Origin of the sequence: Actinomadura mexicana, assembly GCF_900188105.1 — a bacterium.
Classification (GTDB): Bacteria; Actinomycetota; Actinomycetes; order Streptosporangiales; family Streptosporangiaceae; genus Spirillospora; species Spirillospora mexicana.
The window spans coordinates 20,418-45,463 of the sequence record NZ_FZNP01000031.1; the positions used below are offsets into that span (position 1 = coordinate 20,418).

The 25,046-nt window shown below is 71.3% G+C and carries 22 protein-coding genes and 2 pseudogenes; 13 read left to right on the top strand and 11 right to left on the bottom strand.

Features of this window, described 5'->3' with window-relative positions:
- Positions 1–436: 436 nt before the first annotated feature.
- Together CHC11_RS39215 and CHC11_RS39220 are read right to left on the bottom strand one after the other, a co-directional pair.
- The gene (locus CHC11_RS39215; RefSeq protein ID WP_089316976.1) at positions 437–742 is read right to left on the bottom strand and encodes a hypothetical protein; all 306 of its coding nucleotides are present in this window, start codon (positions 740–742) and stop codon (positions 437–439) included.
- Positions 742–1,425, bottom strand: coding sequence for a hypothetical protein (locus CHC11_RS39220; RefSeq protein ID WP_089316977.1), 684 nt, complete (start codon positions 1,423–1,425; stop codon positions 742–744). The genes CHC11_RS39215 and CHC11_RS39220 overlap by 1 nt, the downstream gene beginning before the upstream one ends.
- Before the next feature lie 213 nt (positions 1,426–1,638).
- Here CHC11_RS39220 and CHC11_RS39225 point away from each other — a divergent pair, with 213 nt between their 5' ends.
- Entirely contained in the window at positions 1,639–2,370 is a 732-nt protein-coding gene (locus CHC11_RS39225; RefSeq protein WP_089316978.1) for a hypothetical protein, read from the top strand.
- Positions 2,371–3,222: 852 nt separating this feature from the next.
- On the opposite strand, the gene CHC11_RS39230 is transcribed toward CHC11_RS39225, so the two are convergent.
- A complete protein-coding gene (locus CHC11_RS39230) occupies positions 3,223–3,798 on the bottom strand; it encodes a hypothetical protein (protein ID WP_089316979.1) in 576 nt (191 codons plus the stop codon).
- Positions 3,799–3,982: 184 nt separating this feature from the next.
- On the opposite strand from CHC11_RS39230, the gene CHC11_RS39235 reads away from it, so the two are divergent.
- The 3 genes from CHC11_RS39235 (at position 3,983) to CHC11_RS39245 (ending at position 6,975) form a co-directional block, all read left to right on the top strand.
- A complete protein-coding gene (locus CHC11_RS39235; RefSeq protein ID WP_143227480.1) occupies positions 3,983–4,240 on the top strand; it encodes a hypothetical protein in 258 nt (85 codons plus the stop codon).
- A 326-nt stretch (positions 4,241–4,566) separates the two neighbouring features.
- Positions 4,567–6,117 carry a hypothetical protein gene (locus tag CHC11_RS39240; protein ID WP_089316981.1) on the top strand — a complete coding sequence of 517 codons (1,551 nt, stop codon included), beginning with the start codon at positions 4,567–4,569 and terminating at the stop codon, positions 6,115–6,117.
- A gap of 60 nt (positions 6,118–6,177) precedes the next feature.
- Positions 6,178–6,975, top strand: a complete 798-nt coding sequence (locus CHC11_RS39245; protein WP_143227481.1) for a hypothetical protein — start codon at positions 6,178–6,180, stop codon at positions 6,973–6,975.
- Between the two features lie 22 nt (positions 6,976–6,997).
- Here CHC11_RS39245 and CHC11_RS39250 read toward each other — a convergent pair whose 3' ends face one another.
- On the bottom strand, positions 6,998–7,354 hold the full coding sequence (locus CHC11_RS39250) for a hypothetical protein (RefSeq protein ID WP_143227482.1): 357 nt from the start codon (positions 7,352–7,354) through the stop codon (positions 6,998–7,000).
- Positions 7,355–7,362: 8 nt separating this feature from the next.
- Positions 7,363–7,722 (bottom strand): hypothetical protein, encoded by a 360-nt coding sequence (locus tag CHC11_RS39255; RefSeq protein WP_143227483.1) that lies wholly within the window; start codon positions 7,720–7,722, stop codon positions 7,363–7,365.
- Between the two features lie 713 nt (positions 7,723–8,435).
- On the opposite strand from CHC11_RS39255, the gene CHC11_RS39260 reads away from it, so the two are divergent.
- The 4 genes from CHC11_RS39260 to CHC11_RS39275 all read left to right on the top strand — a co-directional run bounded on the left by CHC11_RS39260 (position 8,436) and on the right by CHC11_RS39275 (position 10,116).
- Complete coding sequence (locus tag CHC11_RS39260) at positions 8,436–8,756, top strand: hypothetical protein (protein ID WP_089316985.1); 321 nt, start codon at positions 8,436–8,438, stop codon at positions 8,754–8,756.
- A gap of 29 nt (positions 8,757–8,785) precedes the next feature.
- Complete coding sequence (locus CHC11_RS39265; RefSeq protein WP_089316986.1) at positions 8,786–9,103, top strand: FliH/SctL family protein; 318 nt, start codon at positions 8,786–8,788, stop codon at positions 9,101–9,103.
- 37 nt (positions 9,104–9,140) lie between these two features.
- A complete protein-coding gene (locus tag CHC11_RS39270; protein WP_089316987.1) occupies positions 9,141–9,548 on the top strand; it encodes a RapZ C-terminal domain-containing protein in 408 nt (135 codons plus the stop codon).
- A gap of 277 nt (positions 9,549–9,825) precedes the next feature.
- Positions 9,826–10,116 (top strand): hypothetical protein, encoded by a 291-nt coding sequence (locus CHC11_RS39275; RefSeq protein ID WP_089316988.1) that lies wholly within the window; start codon positions 9,826–9,828, stop codon positions 10,114–10,116.
- Between the two features lie 25 nt (positions 10,117–10,141).
- On the opposite strand, the gene CHC11_RS39280 is transcribed toward CHC11_RS39275, so the two are convergent.
- The 3 genes and pseudogenes from CHC11_RS39280 to CHC11_RS40910 form a co-directional block, all read right to left on the bottom strand.
- Complete coding sequence (locus CHC11_RS39280) at positions 10,142–10,786, bottom strand: effector-associated constant component EACC1 (protein ID WP_143227484.1); 645 nt, start codon at positions 10,784–10,786, stop codon at positions 10,142–10,144.
- 632 nt (positions 10,787–11,418) lie between these two features.
- A pseudogene (locus tag CHC11_RS44030) lies at positions 11,419–11,526 on the bottom strand (hypothetical protein); the annotation flags it as partial.
- The gene (locus tag CHC11_RS40910; RefSeq protein WP_143227485.1) at positions 11,480–11,875 is read right to left on the bottom strand and encodes a hypothetical protein; all 396 of its coding nucleotides are present in this window, start codon (positions 11,873–11,875) and stop codon (positions 11,480–11,482) included. The pseudogene CHC11_RS44030 and the gene CHC11_RS40910, both read right to left, overlap by 47 nt.
- A 758-nt stretch (positions 11,876–12,633) precedes the next feature.
- Here CHC11_RS40910 and CHC11_RS40915 point away from each other — a divergent pair.
- The gene (locus CHC11_RS40915) at positions 12,634–13,074 is read left to right on the top strand and encodes a hypothetical protein (protein ID WP_143227486.1); all 441 of its coding nucleotides are present in this window, start codon (positions 12,634–12,636) and stop codon (positions 13,072–13,074) included.
- 390 nt (positions 13,075–13,464) lie between these two features.
- Here the strand turns inward: CHC11_RS40915 and CHC11_RS39295 are convergent, their stop codons facing one another.
- Both CHC11_RS39295 and CHC11_RS39300 read right to left on the bottom strand, forming a co-directional pair.
- Positions 13,465–14,460 carry a tyrosine-type recombinase/integrase gene (locus CHC11_RS39295; RefSeq protein WP_089316992.1) on the bottom strand — a complete coding sequence of 332 codons (996 nt, stop codon included), beginning with the start codon at positions 14,458–14,460 and terminating at the stop codon, positions 13,465–13,467.
- Positions 14,461–14,565: 105 nt separating this feature from the next.
- Complete coding sequence (locus tag CHC11_RS39300) at positions 14,566–15,219, bottom strand: hypothetical protein (RefSeq protein WP_089316993.1); 654 nt, start codon at positions 15,217–15,219, stop codon at positions 14,566–14,568.
- A gap of 144 nt (positions 15,220–15,363) precedes the next feature.
- Here CHC11_RS39300 and CHC11_RS39305 point away from each other — a divergent pair, with 144 nt between their 5' ends.
- Positions 15,364–16,812 carry a coiled-coil domain-containing protein gene (locus CHC11_RS39305; RefSeq protein ID WP_089316994.1) on the top strand — a complete coding sequence of 483 codons (1,449 nt, stop codon included), beginning with the start codon at positions 15,364–15,366 and terminating at the stop codon, positions 16,810–16,812.
- A 5-nt stretch (positions 16,813–16,817) separates the two neighbouring features.
- Positions 16,818–17,600, top strand: a complete 783-nt coding sequence (locus tag CHC11_RS40920; protein WP_143227487.1) for an HNH endonuclease family protein — start codon at positions 16,818–16,820, stop codon at positions 17,598–17,600.
- Here CHC11_RS40920 and CHC11_RS39315 read toward each other — a convergent pair.
- Positions 17,597–18,313 carry a nuclease-related domain-containing protein gene (locus CHC11_RS39315; RefSeq protein ID WP_089316995.1) on the bottom strand — a complete coding sequence of 239 codons (717 nt, stop codon included), beginning with the start codon at positions 18,311–18,313 and terminating at the stop codon, positions 17,597–17,599. The genes CHC11_RS40920 and CHC11_RS39315 overlap by 4 nt on opposite strands.
- Positions 18,314–18,875: 562 nt before the next feature.
- Here CHC11_RS39315 and mobF point away from each other — a divergent pair.
- Together mobF and CHC11_RS39325 are read left to right on the top strand one after the other, a co-directional pair.
- Positions 18,876–24,065, top strand: coding sequence for a MobF family relaxase (mobF, locus tag CHC11_RS39320; protein WP_179279235.1), 5,190 nt, complete (start codon positions 18,876–18,878; stop codon positions 24,063–24,065).
- A 33-nt stretch (positions 24,066–24,098) separates the two neighbouring features.
- Positions 24,099–25,036 (top strand): annotated as a pseudogene (locus CHC11_RS39325) (IS5 family transposase).
- Positions 25,037–25,046 lie beyond the last annotated feature (10 nt).

Sequence of the window (25,046 nt, forward strand, 5' to 3'; positions counted from 1 at the left end):
AGGAGACGGAAGATCCGTTCACAACGCGCGTCCGGAAGTGCGACGACCAAGGCGATCAGCAGCAGAACAGCGCCGATCTCACAAGCCAGCACGGCCAAGCCGTAGCTAGGACCCGCCACCCACGCGCCCGCGTTACCCGTCGCCGCGGCGGTCGCGGCGACGGAGCGGACTAGGCGTGTGCGGGTCTGTTTCGATGACCCGCCCCGGCTCATGCTGGATTCTGCGCAGCACAAGAGGAAGTGCCGCCGCCTGGCGGCACGAAACTAGCAATAAGTATTCTTTATGCCCCTCTAGTTCCCCCTTGCTAGGTCAACGCTATCGGATCAGGTGTTCGAAGGCGGGGGCCTCTAACCGCGTGTCGCCACGACCGCGCGCAGGCATGAAGACGGCCCCGGACCAGGAGGTCCGAGGCCGCTCGCTCGACGGTGCCCCCCGGTCAGGGGCCGGGGTCGAGGCGGGTTCGCGCCGGCGGTAGCGCTCGACTGCCGGGGGACAGGCCAGGGCGCGGTGAGCGCCGCGGCGGCGAGGAGGCCGAGGCGTCGCCGGCGTCGGCCCGTACGCGGACCGGCGGGCCCGCTGGCGTCACCTCCACCACGAGTCGCAGGCCCTCGCCGCGGCGGTTGGGGAGCTCGGTCTCGTCGCCGACGTGCATCAGGCCGGAGGCCCGCATCAGCGGGAGGAGGAGCTCGGCGACCTCGCGGACCTTGTCCGGGTCGTCGTGCATGATCCGGAGCTGCACCATCAGCGCGTCTCCCCGTTCGCGGTGGGCAGCGTGGCCAGCGGCGACCGGCGCCCCGCAGGCGTCGCGCGCACCACGTCCAGGTCCACGCCCGGGTGGTCGGCGACGCCGTCCAGGTCGAGGGCCCGGTACAGCGGCACGTACTGCCCGTAGCGCGAGCGCCCCCAGTCGGCCGGCGCCACGACGCCGGCGCGCACGAGGTGCCCGAAGTCGCTGCGCCGGATGCGCAGATAGGCCGCCGCTTCGCCAGCGATCATCAACCGCCCGTCCCGCTCGGCCTGCGCCAGCACTGCCGCGGCGTCCGCCCGCCCGGCCAGCGCCTCCAGGTCCCGCCCGCAGTACAGGGGCCGCTCCTTGTACGCGCCGATGACCTGGAGCTGCCCAGTACGGACCAGCTCGCGGACGGCGTCGCCGGAGACCTCGATACCGAGTCGCTCGCCGAGCACCTCCACCGCGCGGCCCGCGCCCATGTCCGGCAGCGCCCCGACCTTCGGCCGCAGCCCGTCCAGCCGCTCGCGGATCCGGGCGGCGGCGTCCGCCGACCAGCGCCCGCCCGCCCGGTCCGGCCCGTCGACCAGGCCGAGGCGCTGCGCTCGCTCCAGCCACCACCAGTGCGGCACGCCAAGGTGATCGGCCAGCTGTAGCGGCCCGAACGACGAGAGCCGCCGCTCCTTCGTCTGCGTCATCACATACCCCGTTTACCGGCCCCGCCGGCAGCCGGGCCGCACTCGCCGGACGGCACCCGCACCGGGTGCCGAGAACGCCCCGAACGTAACCCCCGCAGGCCCCTGCCGCAACCGCTTCGCGAAACCGGATATGGCCTCTGACCAGGGAACTTTAAAGTACGTTCTTTACCTTGGCGATTGACACGTACGTGTCAAAAATGCGAGGATGGGAGCATGACGACGACATCCGCCACCGTCCCGACCGACAGCGTTACCGCGCCGCTGGTCGCCGCCCTGGAACACGTGTGGGCCGCGATCATCCGGCGGCATCCGGACGTGCCGTCGGTCGTGGTCACCCTCGCGTCCGGCACGATCGGGGTCCCCGCGGGGAGCGTGACGCTCGGGCACTTCGCCGGAGCCCGGTGGGAGCACCTGGAGCACGGCGACCTCGCCGAGTTGTTCGTGGCAGGGGAGGGCCTGGCCCGTGGCGCCCGCGACGTGCTCGGCACGCTGCTGCACGAGGCCGCGCACGGCATCGGCCACACCCGCGGGATTCGCAACACCTCCCGCCAGGGCCGCTACCACAACACCGAGTACAAGAAGCTCGCCCAGGAGGTGGGCCTCACCGTGGCCAAGCTCGACCCGATCGGCTGGTCCGACACCGACGTCCCCGACAGCACCGCCGCCGACTACGCGCTTGAGATCGACCAGCTCACCGCCGTGATCCGAGCGCACCGCCGCTCCGAGCACACGGCCCGCATCGTCGCCGCCGGCGGGGGAGCAGGGCAGGACGGCGACGAGCAGGGCGCCGGCGACGACGTGCGCACCAGCAACAACAACGGCGTGTCCGCGCTGTGCGGGTGCCAGCCGCCGCGGCGTATCCGGGTCGCGCCGTCCGTCCTGGCTCTCGGCGCGATCGAATGCAAGGTCTGCGGAGAGCCGTTCACCGGCCCGGACGACGAGTGAGCACCCGCCCGCCCGGCGTCACGGTGAGATCAGGAGCTGGCCTACCCGGGGTCGCAAAGACTCGTGCAGCCAGGTCCCCTGGGGCGGCTATCCGCCGGTGGGTAAACCGGTGTACGGTCGAGACGCGCTAGACCACATAACTGGAATTTTTAGGCTGATCCCAAGGGATGACCTGGGAGAACAGCATAAGAAGAGGGCCCCTGCGGCGTCGCCGGCCAAGCAACCGCCACAGGAGCCCCTGCGCAGGAGGCCCTTCGGCTCGTTTCCTCGTCAGAGGAACGGCCAGGGGCCTTCACCGTTCAACCAGTCCCGGATCAGCCGGGCGACTCCGACTGCCAGGCGTCCTACGCCAGCGAAGGTCGTAGCCTTCTGCCAGTTCGACGCGCTCTCAGCGGGGGCCCGCCTTGCGCTTTTCCGAGTGGTGCGACGGCTCGGCACCTCCCGATCACCTCCTCTTCTCCCCGGCCTGAGGGCCGGATCCCCGCCGACAGGTGCCGGAGAGCCAGGAGGCGATGGGCGACACGGTACAGGGCCGCACCTGTCCCAGGCGCCTGCACAGTACGGGCTCCCTTGCCTGAACTACCTGCATTGGGAGTATTGGGAGCATCGAGTGCATGTAGAGTCCCCAGACCGCCGAGCGTCCGTCAGGGGCCGCCAGGGTGCGTTAGTGATTGCCCTGGTCAGGTGGCTGCCTGCGCTCCTTCCATAACTGGCGTTGGCCGTATCCGGCCACGACACGCCGTAGAAGGGGCAACCACGACCCGTCGAGCGGTACCCAGCACGCTGCATACACCGCCGGGACCTGGTGACTTTAAAGTACGTTCTTTAAAGCGACCGCTCCGCGCGGCCCCCTCAGCGCTGCTCGGCGCCGTCCTGGTCGGGCCACAGGACGCGCCCGAACCCGGCCCGCCAGATCTCGCCCGGCGTGGTGATCTGCGCGGTGAGCTCGTCGTACTCCCGGAGCCGGACCCCGGTCAGCAGGCCCGGGAAGGCGTCGCGGAACTCGCGCAGCTCGTCAATGGGGGAGGAGTGCCAGCAGGCCGCGCGGACCTGCTCGACCAGGCCGACCGGCAAGTTTGCGCCGATGCGCTCGGGCCACCCGGTCGACCGCGACCCGGGCCACCGCCCCGAGATCGCCGTCTCCGGCGCGTCCGGCCACTCGCGATCCCACCCGCGCGCCGCCAGCTCGGCGTGCACTCCGACCGCCAGCACCGCCGCGGCGGTGTCCAGCAGCTCGCCGCGCTCGCGGAGCTCGGCCAGCCACGCCACCCGGGCCACCTTGACCGCAGCACGGCCCGCGGCGCCAAGGTGCGAGTCGTCCCAGCGCGGATCGTCGGCGACCAGCAGCCGCCGGCGCGCCCGCTCCGACGCCACCAGGTCCGCCAGCCGCCCCTCAGTCCCCAGCCGCACCCACGCCGCGACACGCACAAGACCCTCCGCCACCGAAAAAGCGCCCCCACTTCATTGGAAAGAACGTGCTTTAAAGTTGGCCGGTCAGCGCCCATCCTGCCCGCTCAATCCGGAAGCCGCGATACAGGCCGCGACGAAATAGTTACCCGACACGCGCCCAAAGTCCCCAGTGTGGGCCCAGAGATCCGCCATGATCTCCCGCATGGCTACCCCGATCGGCGCACAGCAACGGCGGCAGAAGAAGCGCCGGGCGAACGGCCCCGGCGTGGAGCTCAAGGCGCGCACCTCCCCGGAGACGCGCGAGCTCGCCTCACACGGCGCCGCGGCTCGCAACGTCACGCTTGCTCGCTATATCGAGATGCTGATCGAGGAGGACGAGATCGCTCGTCATCACCAGCGGCAGCACCAACAGGCACAGATGCAGGACGAGCAGGACGAGGCTTCCAAGCGTCGGGCCTAGTACCTCAACGTTCGCCCAGGGAGGGCACCGCATGAGCTGAGCGAGCCGAGCAGGCTCGGAGAAAAGCAAGAGGCCCCAAGCGCAACGGCGTCGGAAACCACACGCGCTCTAGGGCCTCTCCCCAACACCCGGTCCCGACCGGCGGCTTTCTGTTGCCTCGAAACCGGGCCGAACGTCAGGAGCCCAGGATAGCCGACAGCCATGGGCTGAGTCTCCTATGCCCTGATTCGGGCGAGTCGCAGCAGGACAGCGACTCAGATTCAGCCGAGACGACAACTCACCGCGCCCGCCGCCGGCGACCCCGCCGTGGCAGCCCGGTCCACCACTTGAAGATCCCCGCCCCCGGCATCGGACGGCGCACGGCCGTCGCCCGAGCCCTGGCGGAGCTGGAGGGCTCCCGCCGCGCGGTCACCCTGGCCGAGTGGCTCGACTCACTCGACCAGGACGAGGAGCTCGCCTACGCCCGCGCCGACCGGCGCCGCAACGTCCTGGCCGTGCTCGGCGCGCTCGCCCGCGCCGCCGAGTGGCCGGACATGCCCGGACGCCCCCGCGGCGAGGAGATGACCAGCCGCCCCGGGTGGGAATGGCTCGCCGCCGAGGCCGACGTCTCCCGCTCCACCGTCGCCGCCATCCTGACGTGGGCCCGCCGCCGCGGCCGCCTCGCCGTGGTCGAGACCGGCACCACCCCCACCATCCGGGCCGGGAAGCTCTACCCGCTCCCCGACCCGCACGCCGACCAGGGCAACCGCGCCGCCGTCTACGTGCTCGCCGTCCCGATCCCGCCCCCCGACCAGCCCGACCCCACCGACGCCGAGCAACCCGCCGCCGCCCTGAGGACAGAAGTTGGACCCCTCCCCGCCTCCGTAGGAGCGGGGATCTCTAGCCCTGCGCGCGCAGGTACGCGCGCACGCGAGGAACAGGGCGAAACCCGACAAACCATCAACGAGGACGGGGGGCTGTGGAAAACCTCGCCCGTGCCGGGTAGCCGCAGCATCCGGCTCGCCGTCGCGGCCGCGATGCGCGCCGCTGACAGGACGCTGTCACGGCTGTCCGCGCGGCACCTCCGCCACATCTTCCGCCCCTGGTGGGACGCCGGATGGACACCCGCCGACCTCCTTTACGCTGTAAACCACCGGACCAGCGGCGAGCCCTGGCCCTACGCCTACGCCCCCGGCGACCTGCGGCACGTCGCCGGATGGCTGCGCCACCGCCTCGCCCACTGGCTCGGCCCAAACGGCGCGCCCGGCCCCTCGCGCAGCCAGGCCCTCGCCGCAGCCCGCCGCGCCGAGGCCGACCAGCAGGCCCGCCGTACCGCCGCCGCGGCGGCCGCCCGCGCCGCCGCGGCGCCCGCCGACGCCCCCGGGCCCGCTGCCCAGATCAGCGCCGTCCGCGCCGAACTCCTTGCCCGCCTCGCCACCCGCGGCCGCCTCGCCGGCGTCCAGCAGGCCCGCCGCCGCGCCGCCCAGGCCCGCCAGCCCACCGCCCCGCCCAGGCCCAGGACCACCAGCACCGCGCCCGCCGTCCGGCAGGGGCTCGGCGTGATGCTGCCCGGCCCCGCCTGCCTGCCGCCGCACCAGCCCAGCACCGAACCCCAGCACCCCGCCGCCGTCCCCGAGGCGTCCGAGCTCACCGTCGCCGACCTGCGCGAGCTCCAACAGGCCGCCGACAACGCCGCCGCCATGACCGGATGGGCAGCCGGAACCGCCGCCCCTCACCGCCCCGACCAGCAGACCGCACCCACCCCCACGCCGCCGCCCGCCGCCCAGGTGCTCGGCCGCACCCGCTCCCGCCAGGTGAACGCCGCTCGCGACCGCGCCACCGGGCCCGCACCGTTCGGCCCGCTCGCCGCCGAGATCATCCGGCAGCCCGGCCGATAGCGCCCCCGCCGACATGGCATGAAGTAGGCTTCATGAAGCCAACTTCATGAAGGAGGATGCGTGTCTGAGGAGTTCGCAGACGTGTCGGTTCCGCCGAGCCGCACCGCAGTGTTGATCGAGCAAGCCCAGCTCGCCGCCGTGCTCGCCGACCACAGCGACGAGCACGCCGAGATCGAGATTGCCCGGCTCGTCGCGCGCAGCCCGTTCCGCGACGCGCCCGCGCAGTTCAGCGAGGCCGAAACGCTGTTCGCCGTCCTGCGCGGCGCGCGGCGCCTGGCCGACACGCTCGACCGGATCGAGAAGACCGCCGCCCGCATGGCCCGCGAGCGCGGCGTCACCGTCGCCGAGCTCGCCCGCGTCGCGCAGATCTCCGAGCGCGCCGCGATGACCCGGTACCGCCGCCGCGGCGACGCCCCCGCCGAGGACCTGCTGACGCTCGCCATCGAGGCCCGCCGCGCCGCCCGGCTCGACCCCAATGACGTGCTGTTCGCGCTCAACGCCCGCGCCGACCGGGTCCTGTGCGGGCTGTCGACGTCCGACCAGGCCACCGACCCCGAACGGGTGCAGCTCGCCGACGAGGTCACCCGCGCGCTCCAGTTCGTCGGCCTCCGCCTGGAGTACGCGCCAGGGGAGCCGGGCCGCTACCACGACCAGGACCCCGCCGACATCTTGGCCGCCGGCGGTCTGGTCGAGATCGTCCAAGACGTCGAGTTGCTGATCGCATTGGACAAGCACGGCCGCTACGACGACTTCACCACCCCGCCCGAGATCCTCGCCGCGCTCGCGGCCGCCGTCGCCGAGCCCAACGATGACGACGAGGACCAGGACGACGAGCCGGACGCCGAGCCCCAGCACTGACGAGCGGGCAAGGTCGCCCGAGTCAGCGCGGAGTTATCCAGACTTCCAAGATCTGTTCCTGGGGATCGGGGCCAGTGTCGGGACCGACCCGCCAGCCCTGAGCGGTCAGCGCCCGGGTGTAGTCGTCCATCACCGTCCTGACGTTCACTCCGTCGAGACCGGGGTCGAGGGCGGCGGCGACGGAGAATGGGCCCCCGTCCTCGCCGTTCTCGACCACGAACCCGCCGCCGTCCTCGCCGAACTCTTTAAGCCCGGCCCTGCGCAGGGCACGGCGGATACGTTCGGCGTCACGGTTGCGTTCATCCCACAGCGGCCGGCGGCCGCGCCCGTACCCGTAGCGCGGCCGCGCCTTGTCCAGGCTGCCCAGCAGGCGATTCATCAGCTCTCTCATCCCTCACCGTCCAACCCCTCGGAGTCATAGAGCTTCACGCTGGTGACCGGGCGCCGGTCATCGGTGTGATGCAGACGGATGTAAGCCGCCGAACCGGCAAAGAACGAAAAGTGCTCAGCCTCATAGAGCGCCGTGGTGACAGCGTCCAGCAGTTCGGCCGCACTGATGCCGGTGAACCCGTCGACGCGCACCGGTTCGGACCGGCCGGCGACGTGGGCCCACAGCACCCCCGATCCGCTGGTCTCTGCGGCCCGATTGTCCGGCGAACCATCGGAAACGAACAGCGAGATGAGGCGGTCAGCGCGGATGACCTCCGACATCGAGGCACAGATCCAGACGTGAGACAGAGCAGGCATGCTCTCGATTCTGGAGGAGGGGCGACAGGTTGCAAGCTAAAGCGAGCACCGGGTAACAGCCCGCCCAGCGCACCACAGCCCTCCGGGCTGACGGCGGCCTGCGGCCGCCCCCCTTTTCCCTCCCGACCCGAGGCCGGATTGTCCGCGGGCCGCAGAACCCGTCAAGGAACCGCCCTCCGGGTCGCTTCGCGATCGCAAGCGACGAACCCTTGACAGAACCATGCAGCCCGCTGGCTGAACTCTGTTGTCGGCTCGGGAGAAAAAAGGGGGCGGAGGGAGGGGAGGCGCGGAGGCCGGTTGCCGCCCGGCTGCTGCTGAGCACGGGGCCGGGAACAGGCCGCCCACACCACGCTCACCACCAGCAGGCCACGCGGCCGCCAGGAGGACGACGCCACGCGGGCCGGGTTCCAGCGCGTGGCCGGGCTGGAATGGTGACCAGCGTTGAGGCTCACAACGCTGCCAGGTGGACGGCGAGCCGCCCGCACGCAGGCCCCCGGCTCGACCCGGGGCCGGGGTTCAAGCTCGGCGATTTCTGATCATTGAGGTAGGCGCGTCAAGCAGCGCGCCGAGCTCGCCGAACAGGCCGCGGCGATGCCAGCAGCAGCCGGGGCCAGCGCACCCTCGGAGGAGAAGAAACCGCAGCTCACTAGCAGTGCAGTTTTAAAACTGCTATACTGGAGAGGTCAACAAGGAGCCGCACAGGGAGATGGAACATGGCAGCGAACACCGACCGGCAGACCACCGTCTATCTGGCCGTCAGCGCCCAGGGCGGCAGCAACGTCTACGCCAACGGCTGGACCTGCCGGGACTGTGATGACACCTACGACCCGCACTACCGCGCCGGCGTCCCCTGCCGAGCCGCCCACCAGCACGCCGCGCGCACCGTGGCGAACTGGAACGCCTACAGCGACGGCGCCCGCGTGGAGGTCGTGAAGGTCCCCGCCGGCGCCCCCGCGCAGGTGGCCCCCGCGCAGGTGGCCGCCGCGGCGCGTGCGGCGATCTCGACCCCGGCGGCCTGGGGGAAGCAGTTCTAAAACTGGGAGACGAACGGGAGGTAAGTGCAATGGTCGACATCACCAGCCGCGCGGCGGCCGCGGGCATCCCCGCCGAGATCCTCGCCGAGGCGTTCGCCGAGGCGTACCGGCTCGGATTCGCCGCCGGTTGCGAGGTCGGCTACGCCCAGGCCGAGGCCGACATGGCGCGGGAGTGGGCGCCGATGGCCGCCCGGGTGCGCGACCTGGCACGCCGACCCGATCACGCCGAGCTGGAGCGCCGCCGCTGGGGCGGCCGCCGCGGCGACTTCTCCCGCCCGCGCCCCGGCGACCACCCGGGCGGCCCCAAGCCCTGGACCCCCGCCCGAACCCTGGTAGCACAGTTTTAAAACTGTTCTTCCGACGATCTCGCGAGAGGACCCGATCATGGAACACGAGAACCCCGTCCACGTCATCACGTTCGGCTACCTGCACGGCGCCCCGCCGAGCGCGCATCTGACCGTTGACCTGCGCGTGCACTTCCGGGACCCGCACGTCAACCCGGCGCTGCGGCACCTGACCGCCCGGGACGCCGCCGTCCACGAGGCGGTGCGCACCACGCCCGGCATTCTGCCCCTGCTCGACGGCGTCGAGGGCGCCGTGCTGGCCTACCTCGCCGGGCCGTCCGCCGGGCCCGTCACCATCGCTATCGGGTGCGCCGGCGGCCGCCACCGTGCCGCCACGGTGGGCGAGTTGCTGGCCACCTCTCTGGCCGAGGCCCACGGCCTGGACGTCACGCTGACCCACCGCGACATGGACAAGCCCGTCGTGCACCGGAACACCGGGGCGCGGTAGCACCGACATCCGCCACCCACGGAGAATCAACGACCAGGAGGGAACCCCGTGACGCGCACAGGAGCGACGATCCACCACGACGACCAGGACGACGACGACCAGGAGACCGGCCTGTGGTGCTGGGTCTGTGGGTCTGAGGACCACAACCCCCGCCCAAGCTGCACAGACTGACAGCACAGGCACCGAGCAGGCCCCCCAGGGAAGGGACCCCCGGGGGGCCTGCTGCTGTTCTGGGACTGATCCCCCGATCGCCCGGAACGGTGGCAGCGTTGTTTCCATGACGGAGCCACCCGCCAGCGGCGCAGGAGACGACGGGGTCACCTACGAGGAACTGCTACGGCAGACCGGGTTGATCTACCGGAGGTTGAGCCGGTCCGGCGTGATGACCAAACGCCAGCTCACCGAGGCGTGGGACGCCGTGGAGGCCGCGATCTATGTTGCCCTGGACACCACGGACGACCCATCCGGCCGGACGGTCGGCCGTGCTGCCTTGAACGCGGCGCGGGAGGTACAGGCCAAGTGGTTGCCCGACCAGTCGCCCGGGGCGGGTCACACACCGTTCCCGTAGACCTGCTCGACCAGGGATATCCAGTTCAGTTCCGGGTGGAGTCGCCGCCATCTCCTGAACCTGGCTCTCCCCCGCCAGGGTCATCCGTGCCCGATAGCAGCTGCCTCAGCTGCTCTTGGAGACCAGGATCGGGCTCCTGACCAGGGCGCTGTTGCATGACGAGTTGGGTGACATTGAGCACGCGCTCGACGTCGGCGGCTGAGTATCCATGGATTGACCGGACCTTGCCGTTGGCTCGGAAGATGATCTTCTTTCCTCGGTGCCGGGTGAAGAACCTCATCAACGCTGTGGCCAGCACGGTACCGACGCCGCCAGCCCCGAGGGCGGCCACCAGCGCGTTGCCGATGAGGGGCGCCACATCGCCGGGACCTGAGGGACCTTGTATGCCGATCTGCTTCTGCTCGGTGTGGAACTCCACACCCGGCTGCCCGTCAAACAAGGCCCGGATAAACCCCTTGCGGTCGTAGCTCTCAATAGGAAAGCCACACCACGGCGAAGCCAGATGCAGACCCGTAGACTCATTAACACGCCACTCGTCCCATGCGCGGATCCCATCGTTACCCGCCTCGAACACCATGCGGAGGGCGCGGGGGCCGTTCACGGCCACCGAGACTTCGTGGCGGTAAGGGTGGAGGTACCACGGCGGTTCCCAGAGCGTGATGTCAACCAAAACGTCGCCATCATCTGAGTCGTGAGGTTCTGAGAGCATGGATGGTCCCGTCTATCCTGGTCAATCTATTCTGCTGGCACACCTTTCGGCCGATTATGTCTGTGATCACGGTACGATGACAAGGAACAAAAGAGACGGTAGCGACCCGCGGGATAACCGCTGATTATCGTTCACCTGTAGCACGCTGAGCTGGGACCCCGTGGCCGCAGCGCGTCCAGCCGCTCGCGGATCCGCTCGGCGGCGGCTGCCGACCAGCGCCCGCCTGAGCGGCGCAGGGGACGACAGACCCCCTACGAGGAACTGCTACGGCAGACCCGGTTGATCTACCGGAGGCTGAGCCGGTCCGGCGTGATGACCGCACGCCAGCTCACCGAGGCGTGGGACGCCGTGGAGGCCGCGATCTCTGTTGCCCTGGACACCACGGACGACCCATCCGGCCGGACGGTCGGGCGCGCCGCCTTGAACGCGGCGCGGGAGGTACAGGCCAAGTGGTTGCCCGACCAGTCGCCCGGGGCGGGTCACACACCGTCCCCGTAGACCCGCTCGACCAGCTCGGCGACCTCGCGTTGACCGGCTCGGAAGTACCGGCCGGCGGTTTTGAGGTCGGCGTGGCCGAGGAGGTATTGCACCTGGGCAGGGTCGGCGCCGTCGCGGCGCAGCCGGGTGCCGTAGGTGTGCCGGAGCCGGTGTCGCCTACTCGCTGTTGCGGATCCAGATGTACCGCGAGCAGCCCTTTCCACTGGCGCACGCGTACAAGCGGATCCCGCTGCCCTTGCCTCCGTAGGCGTTCACAGACTGGTCTTCGTAGAGGTCGCGGTTATCCCCCCTCCAGTTCTGAATGAAGGGGTTGGCAAAGCGGCCTTTTCGGTAGTACTTCCACGATCCGGAGCGGGTTCGCAGGTAGTTGCTCCAGTTCAGCGACGCCACGTCGCCGTCCCGGAAGCTTCCGTTGTACAGCGAAAATTTGTCTCCATGCTTCTGGAAACACGCTGTCGCGAAACTTTGTGTCACGCACTCCGTGCCGGCAGCGGCACCCGCGCTGTGCGCCTGACTGTGGACCGCCGCCTGCGAAGGCGCGAGCGGGATCATCAGGGCCGCTCCTGCGACTACCGTGCTTGCTGCCGCTATGGAGATCCGTTTGCCTGCGCGCATGATCTGCCTACCTTTCCGTGACGACTGGAGCGACCTCCCGTGGAGACGCATCTCGGGGCCAGTGTTAATCACAGCCCTTGGTAGGGGTATCGTGGAAAACACGTACAACAAGCCTAGCGGATGATCTATTTAAGATATTTAGGGAGCTGAAAACAAGATATATAGGGTCGGGTGCGAACGGTGATCGTCGGAATGGCTTGCTGGACCCCCGCCAACCGTGGCGGGTTCTGCCGGACTGTAGGCGCCCGGCGTTTGGGTTGAGCCAGTTCAGCGACGGTGTCTGACGACGTGGCCGGGACTGGGGTTTCGGCTGTGGACGGCGATGCTGAGCAGGGGGCCGGATTCGTGGTCGCGCTGCCGCCTGAGCCTTGACCTGCGTCAATACCTTCCGGCGGAAAGGTGGCATATTTCCGGTAACGGTGGCCTTGTGGAGTAAACTCTGGGAGTGTGACTTCCGGTGCTGCGCTCCCGTGCGGATCACCTCGAGCCGACTGCTTTCATCGAAGGGCCTGATAGTGATGGCGGACCAATCTGGAGGGCCTGTCGGACCTGAGCGCCCGCAGGGGCCGGCGTCGAGCGCCGCGCCGCCGAAAGCCGAATCTAGCTGGCTGGCTACCACTGCTACTTTGGTGAGCTTATCCATCTTCATCTTCGGTGTAAGCAACTTTACTGACCTCAGAGACAAAATTGTGGGCGTGAAAGACGAAAACGCGGCCCAGCGCAAAGCAATCCTCACCGAGTACATCCGCCGTGTCGAATTGATGTGCACCGACGCGACTATGAGCTGGAAAATTCCAAACACCGTTCCGGACGTCACAACTATCGCATGGTGGAATCAGATACTTAATGCACGCAATGAATTCGTGCAGAATTGGGCGGATTCTGTAAATATGCCCAAGGAATTCACTGGGGCGGCAGATATGATCGCAGCAAGAGAGAACTTCAGGGCCGCTTCTGGATTCTGGGCCGCTTTGTCCGTGGATGACAAGAGACGCGACTGGTCCGCCTACAATGCCCATGCCGGACAGTACCAAGAAGCGATGGGCGGATATCTTTCCGCTCTCTATAAATATTTCACTTTTGAGTCGTCCTGCTTGATTCGTTGGCCCTCGCCACCTCTGGCGCAAATACGATAACGACCGTGCCGGGGCCGTCCGCATCGGTTCGGCGGGCCCTCCCGGCGAGTGCTCCCGGCTGCGCCGCTGTTTCCTCTTGGGTCGCGACGCGCCAGGTCAACAGGGGTTTTCCGGGCGCCCGGGAGCCGACGGGAAACAGGACCACCCGGGTTCCGTGCGCCGCGCCGAGCGCGAAGACTGACCGGCGGTGACCGACAGCGAACCGCTCGCGGCGTCCCCGCGGCAGCGGATCCGGCCCCGGCTGTTCGCCGCCCTGGTGCATCGCGGCTGGCCGCGCCGGATGGTTCCAGTCCCGGCCACGTCGTCAGACACCGTCGCTGACCTGGCTCAACTCAAACGCTTGTACCTGGTAACACGAGTCTTACCGACACCCCAGTCCCGGGAGACGCTTTACGGGAAGGCGCGCTCGACCAGCTCGGCGACCTCGCGCTGCCCGGCCCGGAAGTAGCGGCCGGCGGTTTTGAGGTCGGCGTGGCCGAGGAGGTATTGCACCTGGGCAGGGTCGGCGCCGTCGCGGCGCAACCGGGTGCCGTAGGTGTGCCGGAGCCGGTGCGGCCGCAGGTCCGCGACCCCGGCGTCCTCGCCGACCGCCAGCACCACCTGAGTGATCCCGGAGATCGTCAGGGGCCCGCGCTGCCCGGCCCACAGCGGCCCGTCCTTGCGGCCGCGCTCGGCGAGGTAGTCCAGCAGCGCGGCGCGGGCCGGCGCCGGAATTGGGACGGTGCGCACCTGGTCGCGCTTGCCGTGCAGCCGCACGGTTCCGGTCCGCGCAGTCACCGCGACGTCCTCCACCCGCAGCCGCGCGCACTCCTCCACCCGGGCGCCGGAGTACAGCAGCACCGCCACGATCGCCCGGTCCCTTGCGCCGCGCCGCGCGGCCGCGCGCTCGACCGCGCCGGCCTGCCGTTCGGACAGGGCGTCCGGCTCGCCGGGCGGGGCGACGCGCAACGCCTTGACGCCCAGGCGCAGGCCCGCGAGCTCGCACATGAGCGCCACCGCCGCCCGCTCCTGGTTGACGGTGGCGACCGAGGCCCGCGCGTCCAGGCGCGACCGGCGCCAGGCACTCACCGCGGCGTCCGCGCCGATCACATCGGCGAAGGCGTCCGGGTGCAGCTCGGCGCCGCCCTGGTCGGCCAGCCACGCCGTGAACGCCCGGCAGGCCCGCCGGTAGGCCCGCACCGTGTGCGCGCTGAGCGCGGCCCGGTCGAGGTGCCGCTCGACGTCGGCCAGGGCGCGGCCCGCGGCCGCCACGGTGCCGGCGACGGCGGCCGCCTTCCACTCGGCCGTCAACGCAGAGGCCGCGCCCGCCGCCGTGGTGTAGGGCGCGGTGTCCGGCCGCAGCGCGACCACCTCGCCGCCGTCCCCGGACCGGCTGTTACCGCCCATCGCTCGCCCCCCTGCTGTTATCCGCTGAGTCGCGGCCCCGCCGACGAGGCCGCCGGGACGACGTTATCCGCTGAGACCGACGGGCGACTCAGCGGATAACGCTCATTATCCGCTCAGTCGATGAAGCAACCAGGAAGCACCGGTGACCATCAAGAAGATGAGGAGCCCCGCCGCGAGGGTGAGGCGAAGGAGATCCGCCGCGCGATCCACGGGATCGATGGGATCGACCGACCGAGAACGGACCCGAGCGTTGGGCAGCGGAGCCTCACAGGACAAGTCCGGTTCGCCCTCCACGAGAACGCTGAGGGTGATCCGCTGGCGACGTCCGATCAACCCTGGGCCAATCAGTAGGGCTTCAGCGTCGGTGGCAACTGGTGGGGGTGGTGTCGACGAGGCAGAGTCCGTGGTCTTGACCTGGAGGAGTTCCACGATCGCGGCGCCCAGGTTCAGCCGGATCGGGGCGCCATTGTCGAAGGCGGACCGTGGGATGTCCCGGCGCCCCCGACCAGCGAGGACTACCTCTGTCAGATACGGCCGCTCTAGTTTGACGCCGCGATGCCGCAACTCCAGGTCATCGCGCACCCCATCGGGCGCGGTGAGTAGCGGCGCGACCGTGCGCAACCCATAGTCCAGCCGTTGCCTGGCGAACCGGGTCAGGTAGGTGACGGCCCCGGTCCCGAGCCCGACGAGCAACGTGACCACCACACCCGTAGCCGTCCAGAACGTGCCTGAGCTGTACCACGCACCCGCAATCGACATACCGGCATCCAACCGCGCGGCAGGCGCCGCCCGTGGGCGATGCCCGGATTCAGACGCGAAACGAGATCATCATTTCAATATTACATTTCATTATTTCATCTCATTGCATAGCTCACTGCTATGCAATGCTGATATGATGAGGGCATGAGCGAAGACAAGGGCCCGACTGTCCAGCCCGCAGGCGTCGACCAGCAGTCCGGCGAGCAGCCCGTCGGGGCGACGTGCGCCTATCCCGGATGCACCAACGAGCCGCGCCGGGTGGGGCCCGACCACCGCGGCGCCAAGCCGAAGTACTGCGACCAGCGCGACGACCAGGGGCGACCCGCGCACACCGCGCTCAGCGCGTTCCGCGAGCGGCAGCGCCTGGACCGGGCACGGGCTGCCGGCGGCGGCGCCGAGGCCGTCGAGCCGGGCGACCTGGACCGCCCGGTGACGATGGCGGCCGCCCGCGCCGCGCAGATCAGGCGGGACGTCGTGGCCGACATGGAGCGCTTCGCGGCCCGGATGGAGGGGATGCTGTCCGCGCTGCGCGCGGCCGGCGACCCCGAGGCAGCCGAGGCGCAGATCGAAGCGGTGCAGGCCGAGGCCGCCGAGCAGATCAGCGCCGCCCGCGCCGAGCTCGCCCGCGAGGCCCAGCGCCGCCAGGCCGCCGAGACCGAGGCCGCCGAGGCCCGCGCCGCCGCCGTCGAGGCCGACGAACGCCTTGCCGCCGCGCAGCAGGCCGCAGACGAGCGGGTCGCCGCCGCCCGCTCCGAAGTCGAGCGGATCACCGCCGACACCTCCGAACAGGTCGCCGCCGCGCACAGCGAGACCGAGCAGGCCCGCGCCGCCGCGCAGGCCGCCCAGGACCAGGCCGCCGAGCAGATCGCCGCCGCGCGAGCCGAGGCCGAGGAGCGCGTGACCGCGATCCGGGCCGAGGCCGCGACCGAAGCGGCCCAGGTGCGAGACGAAGCGGCCGCCGAGGTCGCCGCCGCGAGGCAGGCCGCCGAGCAGGCCCAGGCCGACGCCGAGGCCGCGATCGTACGAGCCCGCGAGGAGGCCGCGCAGCAGATCGCCGCCGCCGACCAGGCCCGCGCCGACGCCGAGCGCACGGCGGCCGCGCAGGTCGAGCAGGCCCGCTCGGAGGTGGAGCAGGCCCGCGCCGAGGCCGAGCAGACCCGAAGCGAGGCCGAGCGGCGCGTCACCGCCGCCGAGCAGCGGGCCGCCCAGGCGCACACCGCCGCCGAGGAGCTCCGGGCCGAGCTGGACCGGGCGCGGACCGACGCCGACCGCGACCGCAGCACCGCGCGAGCCGACCTCGCCGCGGCGCGCGAGGAGATCGCCCGAGTGCGCGAGGAGGCCGCGCAGCAGGTCGCCGACGTGCGCGCCGGAGCCGACCGCGAGCGCGACCTCGCCGCCGAGCGCCTCGCCGACCAGCAGGCCCGCGCCGAACGCGCCGAGCGCCTCGCCGACCAGGCCGCCGAACGCGCCGAGAAGGCCGAGGCCCGCGCCGACCGCCTCGCCGACCAGCTCACCGCCACCGGCGAGCCCGGCGAGGCCGAGGAGCCGACGCCCGCCAAGGGCACGCGCGGCCGCCGCAACAAGGAGAGCTGAGAGCGATGACGCGGCAGAGCCCCCGGCCCGGCGCCGTTCCTACGCAATTGACGTTCGAGGACGCGCTCAGCGAGCTCGCCGCCAAGCGGCCCCAAACGCCCGCCGGCGAGGTCGCCGCCGCCGACCGGTCCCGCGAGGGCGCCGAGCGACCCGCCGGGGGCGCCGCTTCATCTGCCGAACCGGCCGCCAGAGGATCGAGCGGCGAGCGTGCAGGGTCGAGCGAGACGGGACAGCTCACCCTCAGCGGCGTCCCCGCCGGCGGCCGCGAACGTGGCCGCGGCGGGACGGTACCGAGCGAGATCTGGCGGCAGTTGCTCGACCACACCGACACCCGCCGCCGCTATCAAGCGCGGGTCTACCAGCGCGAAGCGGACCGGTGTTGGTACTGGCTCGGCGCCGTATCCGACACCGGGCACGGCAAGCTCAAAGCGTCCCGGGCCGCCGGACGGTCGATCGTGGTGACGGCCCACGTGTACGGGTGGCAGCTCACTCATGGGCCGATCGCTGCCCGCGCCGGCGAGGACCTGGTGATCGGGCACCGCTGCGACGAGCCGAGCTGCCAGAACCCCGAGCACTGGGAGCTCATCCCGCGCGCCCGCAACGGCGAGGACTACCGGGCCCGCCGCCATCGGGGAACGGGCCCGCTGGCCGACCACCGCGGCGCCCACGGCCGCGCGGTCGCGATCCGGGAGGCGATCAAGACGGCGCGGGACGCCGGGACGGACGTGGAGGCGGCGATCACGGCCGCGATCGCCGCCGGGTACGCCCAGACGCCGGGGCTGTTCTAGTCCCGCAGGGAAGGGTCAGCGGGGGCGATGTAGGGCGGGAACCGGCGGGCCGCAGCCTCAGCCAGCCGCGCCACGGTCGCCGGATCGTGGACGGCCGGCAGGCCGGTAATCCACCGGCGAACCTGTTTGGCCCTCAGCAGCGGGATCCCCTCGATTTCCGGCCGCCGCCAGTACGGCAGCCGCGCCCCGTGAACGGCGAGAACCGCGTGAGCTGTTACCGGCGCGCCGATATCAGCGGAGAGTCCCTGCGCGACGCGGCGCCGTTCCATCGCGGTTGCGGCGATGACTTTCGCGCCTTTGGTCCGGCCGACGATGACCCGGCCGCGCCGGGCCCGGACCATGGTGTTTCGGTGCCAGTTCTTGGAGTCGACCACGACCGGCCCGCAGGGCCCGATCACCAGGTGGTCAATGTTGGCGGTATCGCCGGGCCGGTCGAGGTTGCGATCGTGAAGGACGGTGTATCCGCGACGTTCCAGCGGCCGCAGGTACCGCGCGGTTGACCGCTCCCCTTTCGCGCCCCGCCGCCATTTCGCCGCAGCGTCATCGCGCAGCGCAGGCCGGGCGAGAGCCGCGCCGAGGGCGATTACGGCCAGGCCGAGCGCGGCCTGTGCCGAGCCGGTCAGCCACCAGGCGGCGACGAAGACGGCGGCGAGGCCGACCGCGAGCAGGACCAGGCGGCGCCGGCGCCCTTGCCGGGCGAGGCCGCGCGCCATTTCTTGCGCGGATGCTCCCGCGCCCGCAGGGCGCGCAGGACGGGCAGTCACGAGGGCGTTCCTTTCGGGGGGAGAAAGCGCGGGAACGCCGCGCCGGTAACAGTTAAAGAATGCCGCCGCGCTCCCGCGCGGGCAGGCCGGTACGGCGCCGTTCGCGTCGTCGCCCAGGGCTCGTACGGGGCGGGCCGGCGCCCGCTCGCGCGCCGCGCGACAACGATTCTGGAGCCGTCCCGCCCCGCTCCATCCCGCACGCTCGGTAACAGCCCACGCGGAGCGCGGCAGCCGCCCACCATGGCGACAGCAGCCAACCCACCACCCGCCAGCACCCAGCCCAGCCCATCACTCACCACTCCCCGCCCCTCTCTGCCTCCACCACTCCCAGCGCCCTGCCGCCCCTCCACCATCGCACCTTCACCGCTCCCTCCCTGCCGCCCTTCATAGTCCTCACACCTACGCATTATTAATGATCATGGTAGGCTGGTCGCTGCGCGATGATCTCCTAGCGTCGCGCCGCTGGTCACCGGCCCGGACGCGGGCCGCCGTCACCGAAGGGGGTCGCCCGGTGCTGAGCATCGCTCCCGGCTACGACCCCAAGTACCTCACACGGCAGGTCGGCCGCGGCGCGGAAAACTACTACCTGTCAGCGGTCGCCGAGCACGGTGAGCCGCCCGGAGTGTGGTGGGGCCGGGGCGCCGAGGCGCTCGGCCTGGAGTCGGGTGGGGAGATCGACGGCGCGGTTTTCGAGGCGCTGTATGAGCATTTCCTCGACCCGCGTGACCCGTCGTTCAGTGACCCGGACGTGGCGACCGAGGACAAGGCCCGGCTCGGCCGGAGGAAGTCCCGTTTTCAGTCGTGGGAGACCATCCTTGAGAAGTCCCTAGCGGGGGAGCCGGAGGCATCGCCGGAGCGTCGGGAAGAGCTTCGTATCGCAGCGAAAGGCCAGGCCCGGCAGGCGGTCATCCACCACGACGTGACCTTTAGCCCGGTTAAGAGCGTGACGCTTGTCCATGCCGGTCTGCTGGCGGCCGGACGCCGCGCCGAGGCCGAGGGAAACGCCGCGCTGGCCGCGCAGTACCGACAGGCCGCCGACGTGGTTTGGGACGGCGTAATGGCCGGAGCTGACGCGAGTCTGCGGTATCTCCAGGAGCACGCCGGCGAGGCCCGCACCGGGTATCACGGCGCCAAGGTCGCGGGCCGCACCACCGGCCGGTGGATCGAAGGCGGAGGGTGGGTCGTCGGACGTTTCCGGCAGCACACCAACCGCGACGGCGACCCGCAATTGCACGTCCATCAGGCCATCTTGAACCGGCAGCAGTGCGCGGACGGGAAATGGCGGGCCCTGGACGGCATGGCGATTTACCGGGCTCGGCCCGCGGCCGCCGCGCACGGCGAACGGGTCATGGAGGAGTTCCTCACGCGCCGTCTCGGCCTGGAGTTCAAGGCCCGGCCGGACGGGCAGGGCCGCGAGGTCGTCGGGGTCTCCCCCGGGCTCATCGCCGAGTTCTCGACGCGGCGTGCGCAGATCACTGCCGAGCTGGAGAAGCGGGTGGAGGCGTTTGTGGCCGCGCACGGCCGCCAGCCCTCCCCGCGGGCCATGTTCAAGCTCGCGCAGGAGGTCACCAAGGAGACCAAGAACCCCAAGCCCAAGAGCAAGGACGCCCCCTCCCCCGCCGAGCAGCTCCGGCAGTGGGAGGAGCGCACCACCGCCAAGGAGGTGCAGGAGCTCAGCGGCGTCCCGGCCGACACGCTCGGCAAGGTCGAGCCCGGGACGCCGGCGCAGGAGCTCGCCGACGCCGACCTGGGCGCCGTTCTACAGGCCGCTATCGCCGACGTGCAGCGGGACTCGGCGACGTGGACGCGGTACGAGCTGACCAGGGCGATCAACCGGCACCTCCCCGACTACTTGGGCGGGCTTCACCCCGAGCGGGTCGAGGCGCTGCTAGAAGACCTCACCGAGGCCGCGCTCGACCCCGCCGGACCGGCCGCCGTGCGGTTGCTCAACGCCCCCGATGTGGTCGACGTCCCCGCCGATCTGCGGCGCCAGGACGGCCGCAGCGTGTTCCTCGCGCAGGCCGCCGAGCGGTACACCACCGCCGGGCAGCTCGACCGCGAAGCGGCGCTCATGGCGGCCGCGCTCGCCCCCGGCGGGCCGCGCTTGACCGCCGAGCAGGCCGCCGCAGCGGTCGGGATCAGCGCCGAGGAGGCCAAGCGCCGCACGCTCGCCGGCGAAGCCGTCCCGGAAGCGGCCGGACCTCGCCCCTACGACGACCAGCACCGCGTGATCACCGGCATCCTGACCTCCGGGCGCCGAACGGACGTGCTGATCGGCGCCGCCGGTACCGGTAAGTCCTTCACCGTCTCCCGGCTCGCCGCTGCGTGGCGCCAGACGATGCGGACACCCGCCCTCGGCCTCACCACCTCGCAGAACGCGGCCGGAGTCCTCAAGCGCGAGGGCCTGGACGAGGCGATGAACATCGCCCGATGGCTGCGCGCAGTGGACGAGGGCGAGGCGTCGCTGAGGCCGGGACAGCTGGTGGTGGTGGACGAGGCGTCCATGGTCACCACTGACCACCTCGCCCAAATCCAGGCCCTCGCCGACGCCGCTGGCGCCAAGGTCGTGTGGGCCGGAGACGACGCTCAGCTCAGCGCGCCGGAGGCGGGCGGGTCGATGCGCCGGGCTGTCGACATCGGCGGCGCCCACCGCCTGGAGACCGTGGTGCGGTTCAACGCGCAGTGGGAGCGGGAGGCGTCGCTGCTGCTGCGCGAGGGGCGGCCGGAGGCGCTGACCGCCTACGACCAGCACGGCCGACTTCTTGACGGCACCGGCGAGCAGATGCAGGCCGCAGCCGTCGAGGGCTACCTCGCCGACTACCTCGCCGGTCACCGAACCCTGCTGCTCGCCGCGACCAACGAGCAGGCCAGCGAGCTTTCCGGCCGGATCCGTGAGGAACTCCGCGCGCTCGGCCGCGTCGGCGGCCGCGAGACGTCTCTCCGAGACGGGAACCGCGCCGCGATCGGCGACCTCATCACCGCACGGCGCAACACCAGCATCGAGGAGGACCCGAGCGGCCGGGCGGCCGCCGAGCTCAGCGCCGCCGACCCGGACCAGGTCCCGCCCTCAGAGATCACCAACCGTGATGTTCTCCGCGTCGGAGCCGTGGGCGAAGACGGGTCGATCATTGCCCACCTGATAGGCGACGACGGAACCCCCGGCGCTCGCGTCACCCTCAGCCGTGACTATGTACGGCAGCACGTGGAGCTCGGCTATGCCGGGACGGCGCACTCAGCGCAGGGCCGCACGGTCGACACTGCGCACGCGCTGCCGGGCCAGGGGACGACCCGGGAAATGCTGTACGTGATGATGACGCGCGGCCGCCGGTCCAACGTCGCCTACGTCGGTACCGAGGCCGAGCGTGTCGCCGACATGCGGCCGGGCCCCGAGCAGGCGCGCGAGCGGTCCGCCGAGCTTCTCGGGCAGCAGCCGCCCGCAGGCCCGCGCCAGGACCCGCAGCTTGTGGGGGACAGGATCTCGATCCTTACGGCGTGCCTGGAGCAGCAGGAGGCCGACCAGACCGCGCAAGAGGCCCTCGTGGAGGAGGGCGAGCGGCCCCGCCACATGGCGCACCTTGGGGCGATGTGGACCGACCAGATTCGCGAGGAGCTCCCGAAGGCGTACATCCGCCGGGCCCGGGAGGCCGGTGTGCTGTCGCCGGGCGACGCGGAGACGCTGCGCCAGGACGACGCGCTCGGCACGCTCGGCCGGTTGCTGCGCCAGATCGAGATGAGCGGCCGCGACGCTCAAACGATCTTCCACGAGGCCATCACGGAGCGGGAGCTCGGTTCTGCTGACTCCCTGGCCCAAGTGCTGGCGTGGCGTATCGGGCAGGCCGCCCAGGAGCGCGGGATCAACCTGGACCGGTTGGAGATTGCCGAGGAGCTCATCGGCGCCACGTGGGCCGAGCGGACCCCGACGACCGGCGACGAGCGGACCGACCGGTTCCTGTCCGAGCTCGCCGCACAGCAGCAGCTCCGCGAGACCGAGCTCGGCTATGACGCCATCCAGCAGCCGCCGGCGTTCCTGGTCGAGCAGCTCGGCGAGCCGCCGGCGGTGGACGACGTCGCCGCGCGCACCAGGTGGGCGGAGCGCGCGGGCCGGGTGATGGCCTACCGGGAGCAGTACGGGCACGTCTCGGACACCGACGCGCTCGGCCCGGCCCCGTCGAGGACCTCGCCCGAGCAGCGCGCGGCATGGTGGGGGGCGCACGACGCGCTCGGCCGCCCGGACGCCTCGCGGGAGATCCGCAGCGCCAGCGATGGCGAGCTGTGGGTGATGCGGGCCCGCTACGAGCGCGCGGCCAAGTGGGCGCCCGCCTACGTCGGCCCCGAGCTCGGCAAGGTCGCCCGCGAGGCCCGCGAACGTGAGGCCGAGGCCGTCCGGCTGCGCGCCCGCGCCGCCGCGGTCCAGGGCCGCGACGCCAACGCCGCCGCGGCGCTCGCCGACCGGGCCGCCGGACAGGAGACGCTCGCCGCGACGCTGCGCCAGCGCGAGGCTGCGCTCACTGAGATCCACGAGGCGCGGCAGGCGTGGAGCAAGGCGACCGAGGCGGAGGCGCTGATGGCGATGCGCGCCGATGCCGAACTTCGGCGCCGCGAGCACGTCGACGCCGACCGGTTGCCGCCGCTGCACGTCGACCAGGCCGACGCCGAGACCCGCACCGAGCAGGAGCGCGCGGCCGCTCGCGCAGCCGAGCAGGAGCGGCGCGCCGAGGCCGCTCGCGCCGCCGAGCGGGTGCTGCCCGCCGGGCAGCTCGTTTTGGACCTGGATGACCCGCAGGTCCGCGCTGTCGACGCTTGGAGCGGCCGGGCCCCGGCCGCCGAGCGCGCCCAGGGCTGGCACGACCGGCCGTGGTGGACGTGGCCGGAGATGATCCGCGCCGAGGAGGAGAAGCACGCCATCGACCGGCACCGGCGGGCATGGATGCGCGGCGAGGTAGCCGACCCGCCGCCGCAGCCCGAGCCGCTCACGCCTGACCAGCAGGCCATACACGAGGCCGCCCGCCGTCAACGTGCCGAGGCCGCCCGGTTCGTCCAGGAGCAGGAGGCCCAGCAGCAGGGCGAGCGGGTCGGACAGGCCCGCACCGCCCAGCAGGACCAGGCGCCCCAGCGCGACCGGAACGAGGGCCAGGAGCAGCCCCGCCAGGCCGCCGAAGGCCCTGCCGTCGAACGCGAGGACGTCCCCCGCGCCGCCGGGCGGGAAGTGTCCGCCGGGCAGCTCACGCTGGACGTGTTCGGCAGCGGCGACCGCACCGAGGAGCCCGGATCGAGCGATCTCGCCGAGGCCGTCGACAAGGCCCGCGCCGCCGCCGGGATCGCCGAGGTCCGCCAGGCCGAGCGCGAGCAGCAGCGCGAGCAGGCCCGCGAAGCCGAGCAGTGCAGCCGCGCCGACGAAGCCGAACGCGCCCAGGTCATCGACGTGCGAGCGACCGAGCGGGCCGAGGCCGAACGCGCAGCGCTGGAGGCCCGCGAGACCAGCCGGGGCCAGCAGGCGCAGCGCAGCGACGTTGAACAGGCGCGCGAGGCAGCTCGCCTCGCCGCCGCCTCCTACCCGCACAGCATTCAGGAGAGCCTCCGCCGGAGCGGCCCGAGCCGTACCGATTCCGACCGGCCCAAGCCAACCCCGGCGCCCCGCCGACGTCCGCCCGAGCCCGGCCGGGATGGGCCAGGGCTAGGTCCTGTTTCCTGGATCTCCTGAGGTGATCAGGGGGTTGGGTTCAGGCTGTTCAGCATGGGTGGCCGAGGGGATCTGACGAATGGCGAGTGGGAGCGGCTGGAGCCGCTTCTGCCTCGTGGTGGTGGTCGTGGCGGCCGGTGGAGTGATCACCGGGTGGTCATCAACGGTGTGCTGTTCCGGGTCCGGACGGGTGTGCCGTGGCGGGACCTGCCGGAACGCTTCGGGCCGTGGGAGACGGTCTACAAGCGGCATCGTCGCTGGTCGGCCGATGGGACCTGGGAGTTGCTGCTGTCGCGGGTCCAGGCGGCCGAGGACGCCGAGGACGAGATCGACTGGGAGGTGTCGGTGGACTCCACCACGGCGCGGGCCCACCAGCACGCCGCCGGCGCACCACAGGCGGCGCCGCCGGTGGTTGCTGCTCAAAAGGGGCCCCACAGTTGGACAAAGTGGGGCGATCCGGTGCTGCGGAGTCTGTGCGTCCGCCTGGCGGAGGTGGTCAGGCAGCCGAGTGCCTAGGCCGTTCACGTGGTGGCTTCACCACCAAGATCCACCTGTCGGCCGACGGCCGGTGCCGGCCCCTTTCGCTGGTCCTGACGCCGGGGCAGCACGGGGACAGCCCGCAGTTCGAGGCGGTGATGGAGAGGATCTCGGTGCCCCGTGCCGGGCCGGGCCGGCCCCGGACCCGGCCCGGCAGCGTCAGCGCCGACAAGGCCTACAGCTCTCGCAAGAACCGCCGCTACCTGCGGCGACGCAAGATCCGGCACACCATTCCCGAGCCGAGGGACCAGCGGGCCAATCGCCGCAGCCGCGGTTCGGCCGGTGGTCGCCCGACTGGTTTCGACAAGCAGCGGTACAAAAAGCGCAACGTCGTCGAGCGGGCGATCAATCGCCTCAAGAACTTCCGGGCCGTGGCAACCCGCTACGACAAACGCGCCTACGTCTACCTCGGCACCGTCACCGTCGCCACCCTCGCGATCTGGCTTCGCACCTGATCCAAGAAAC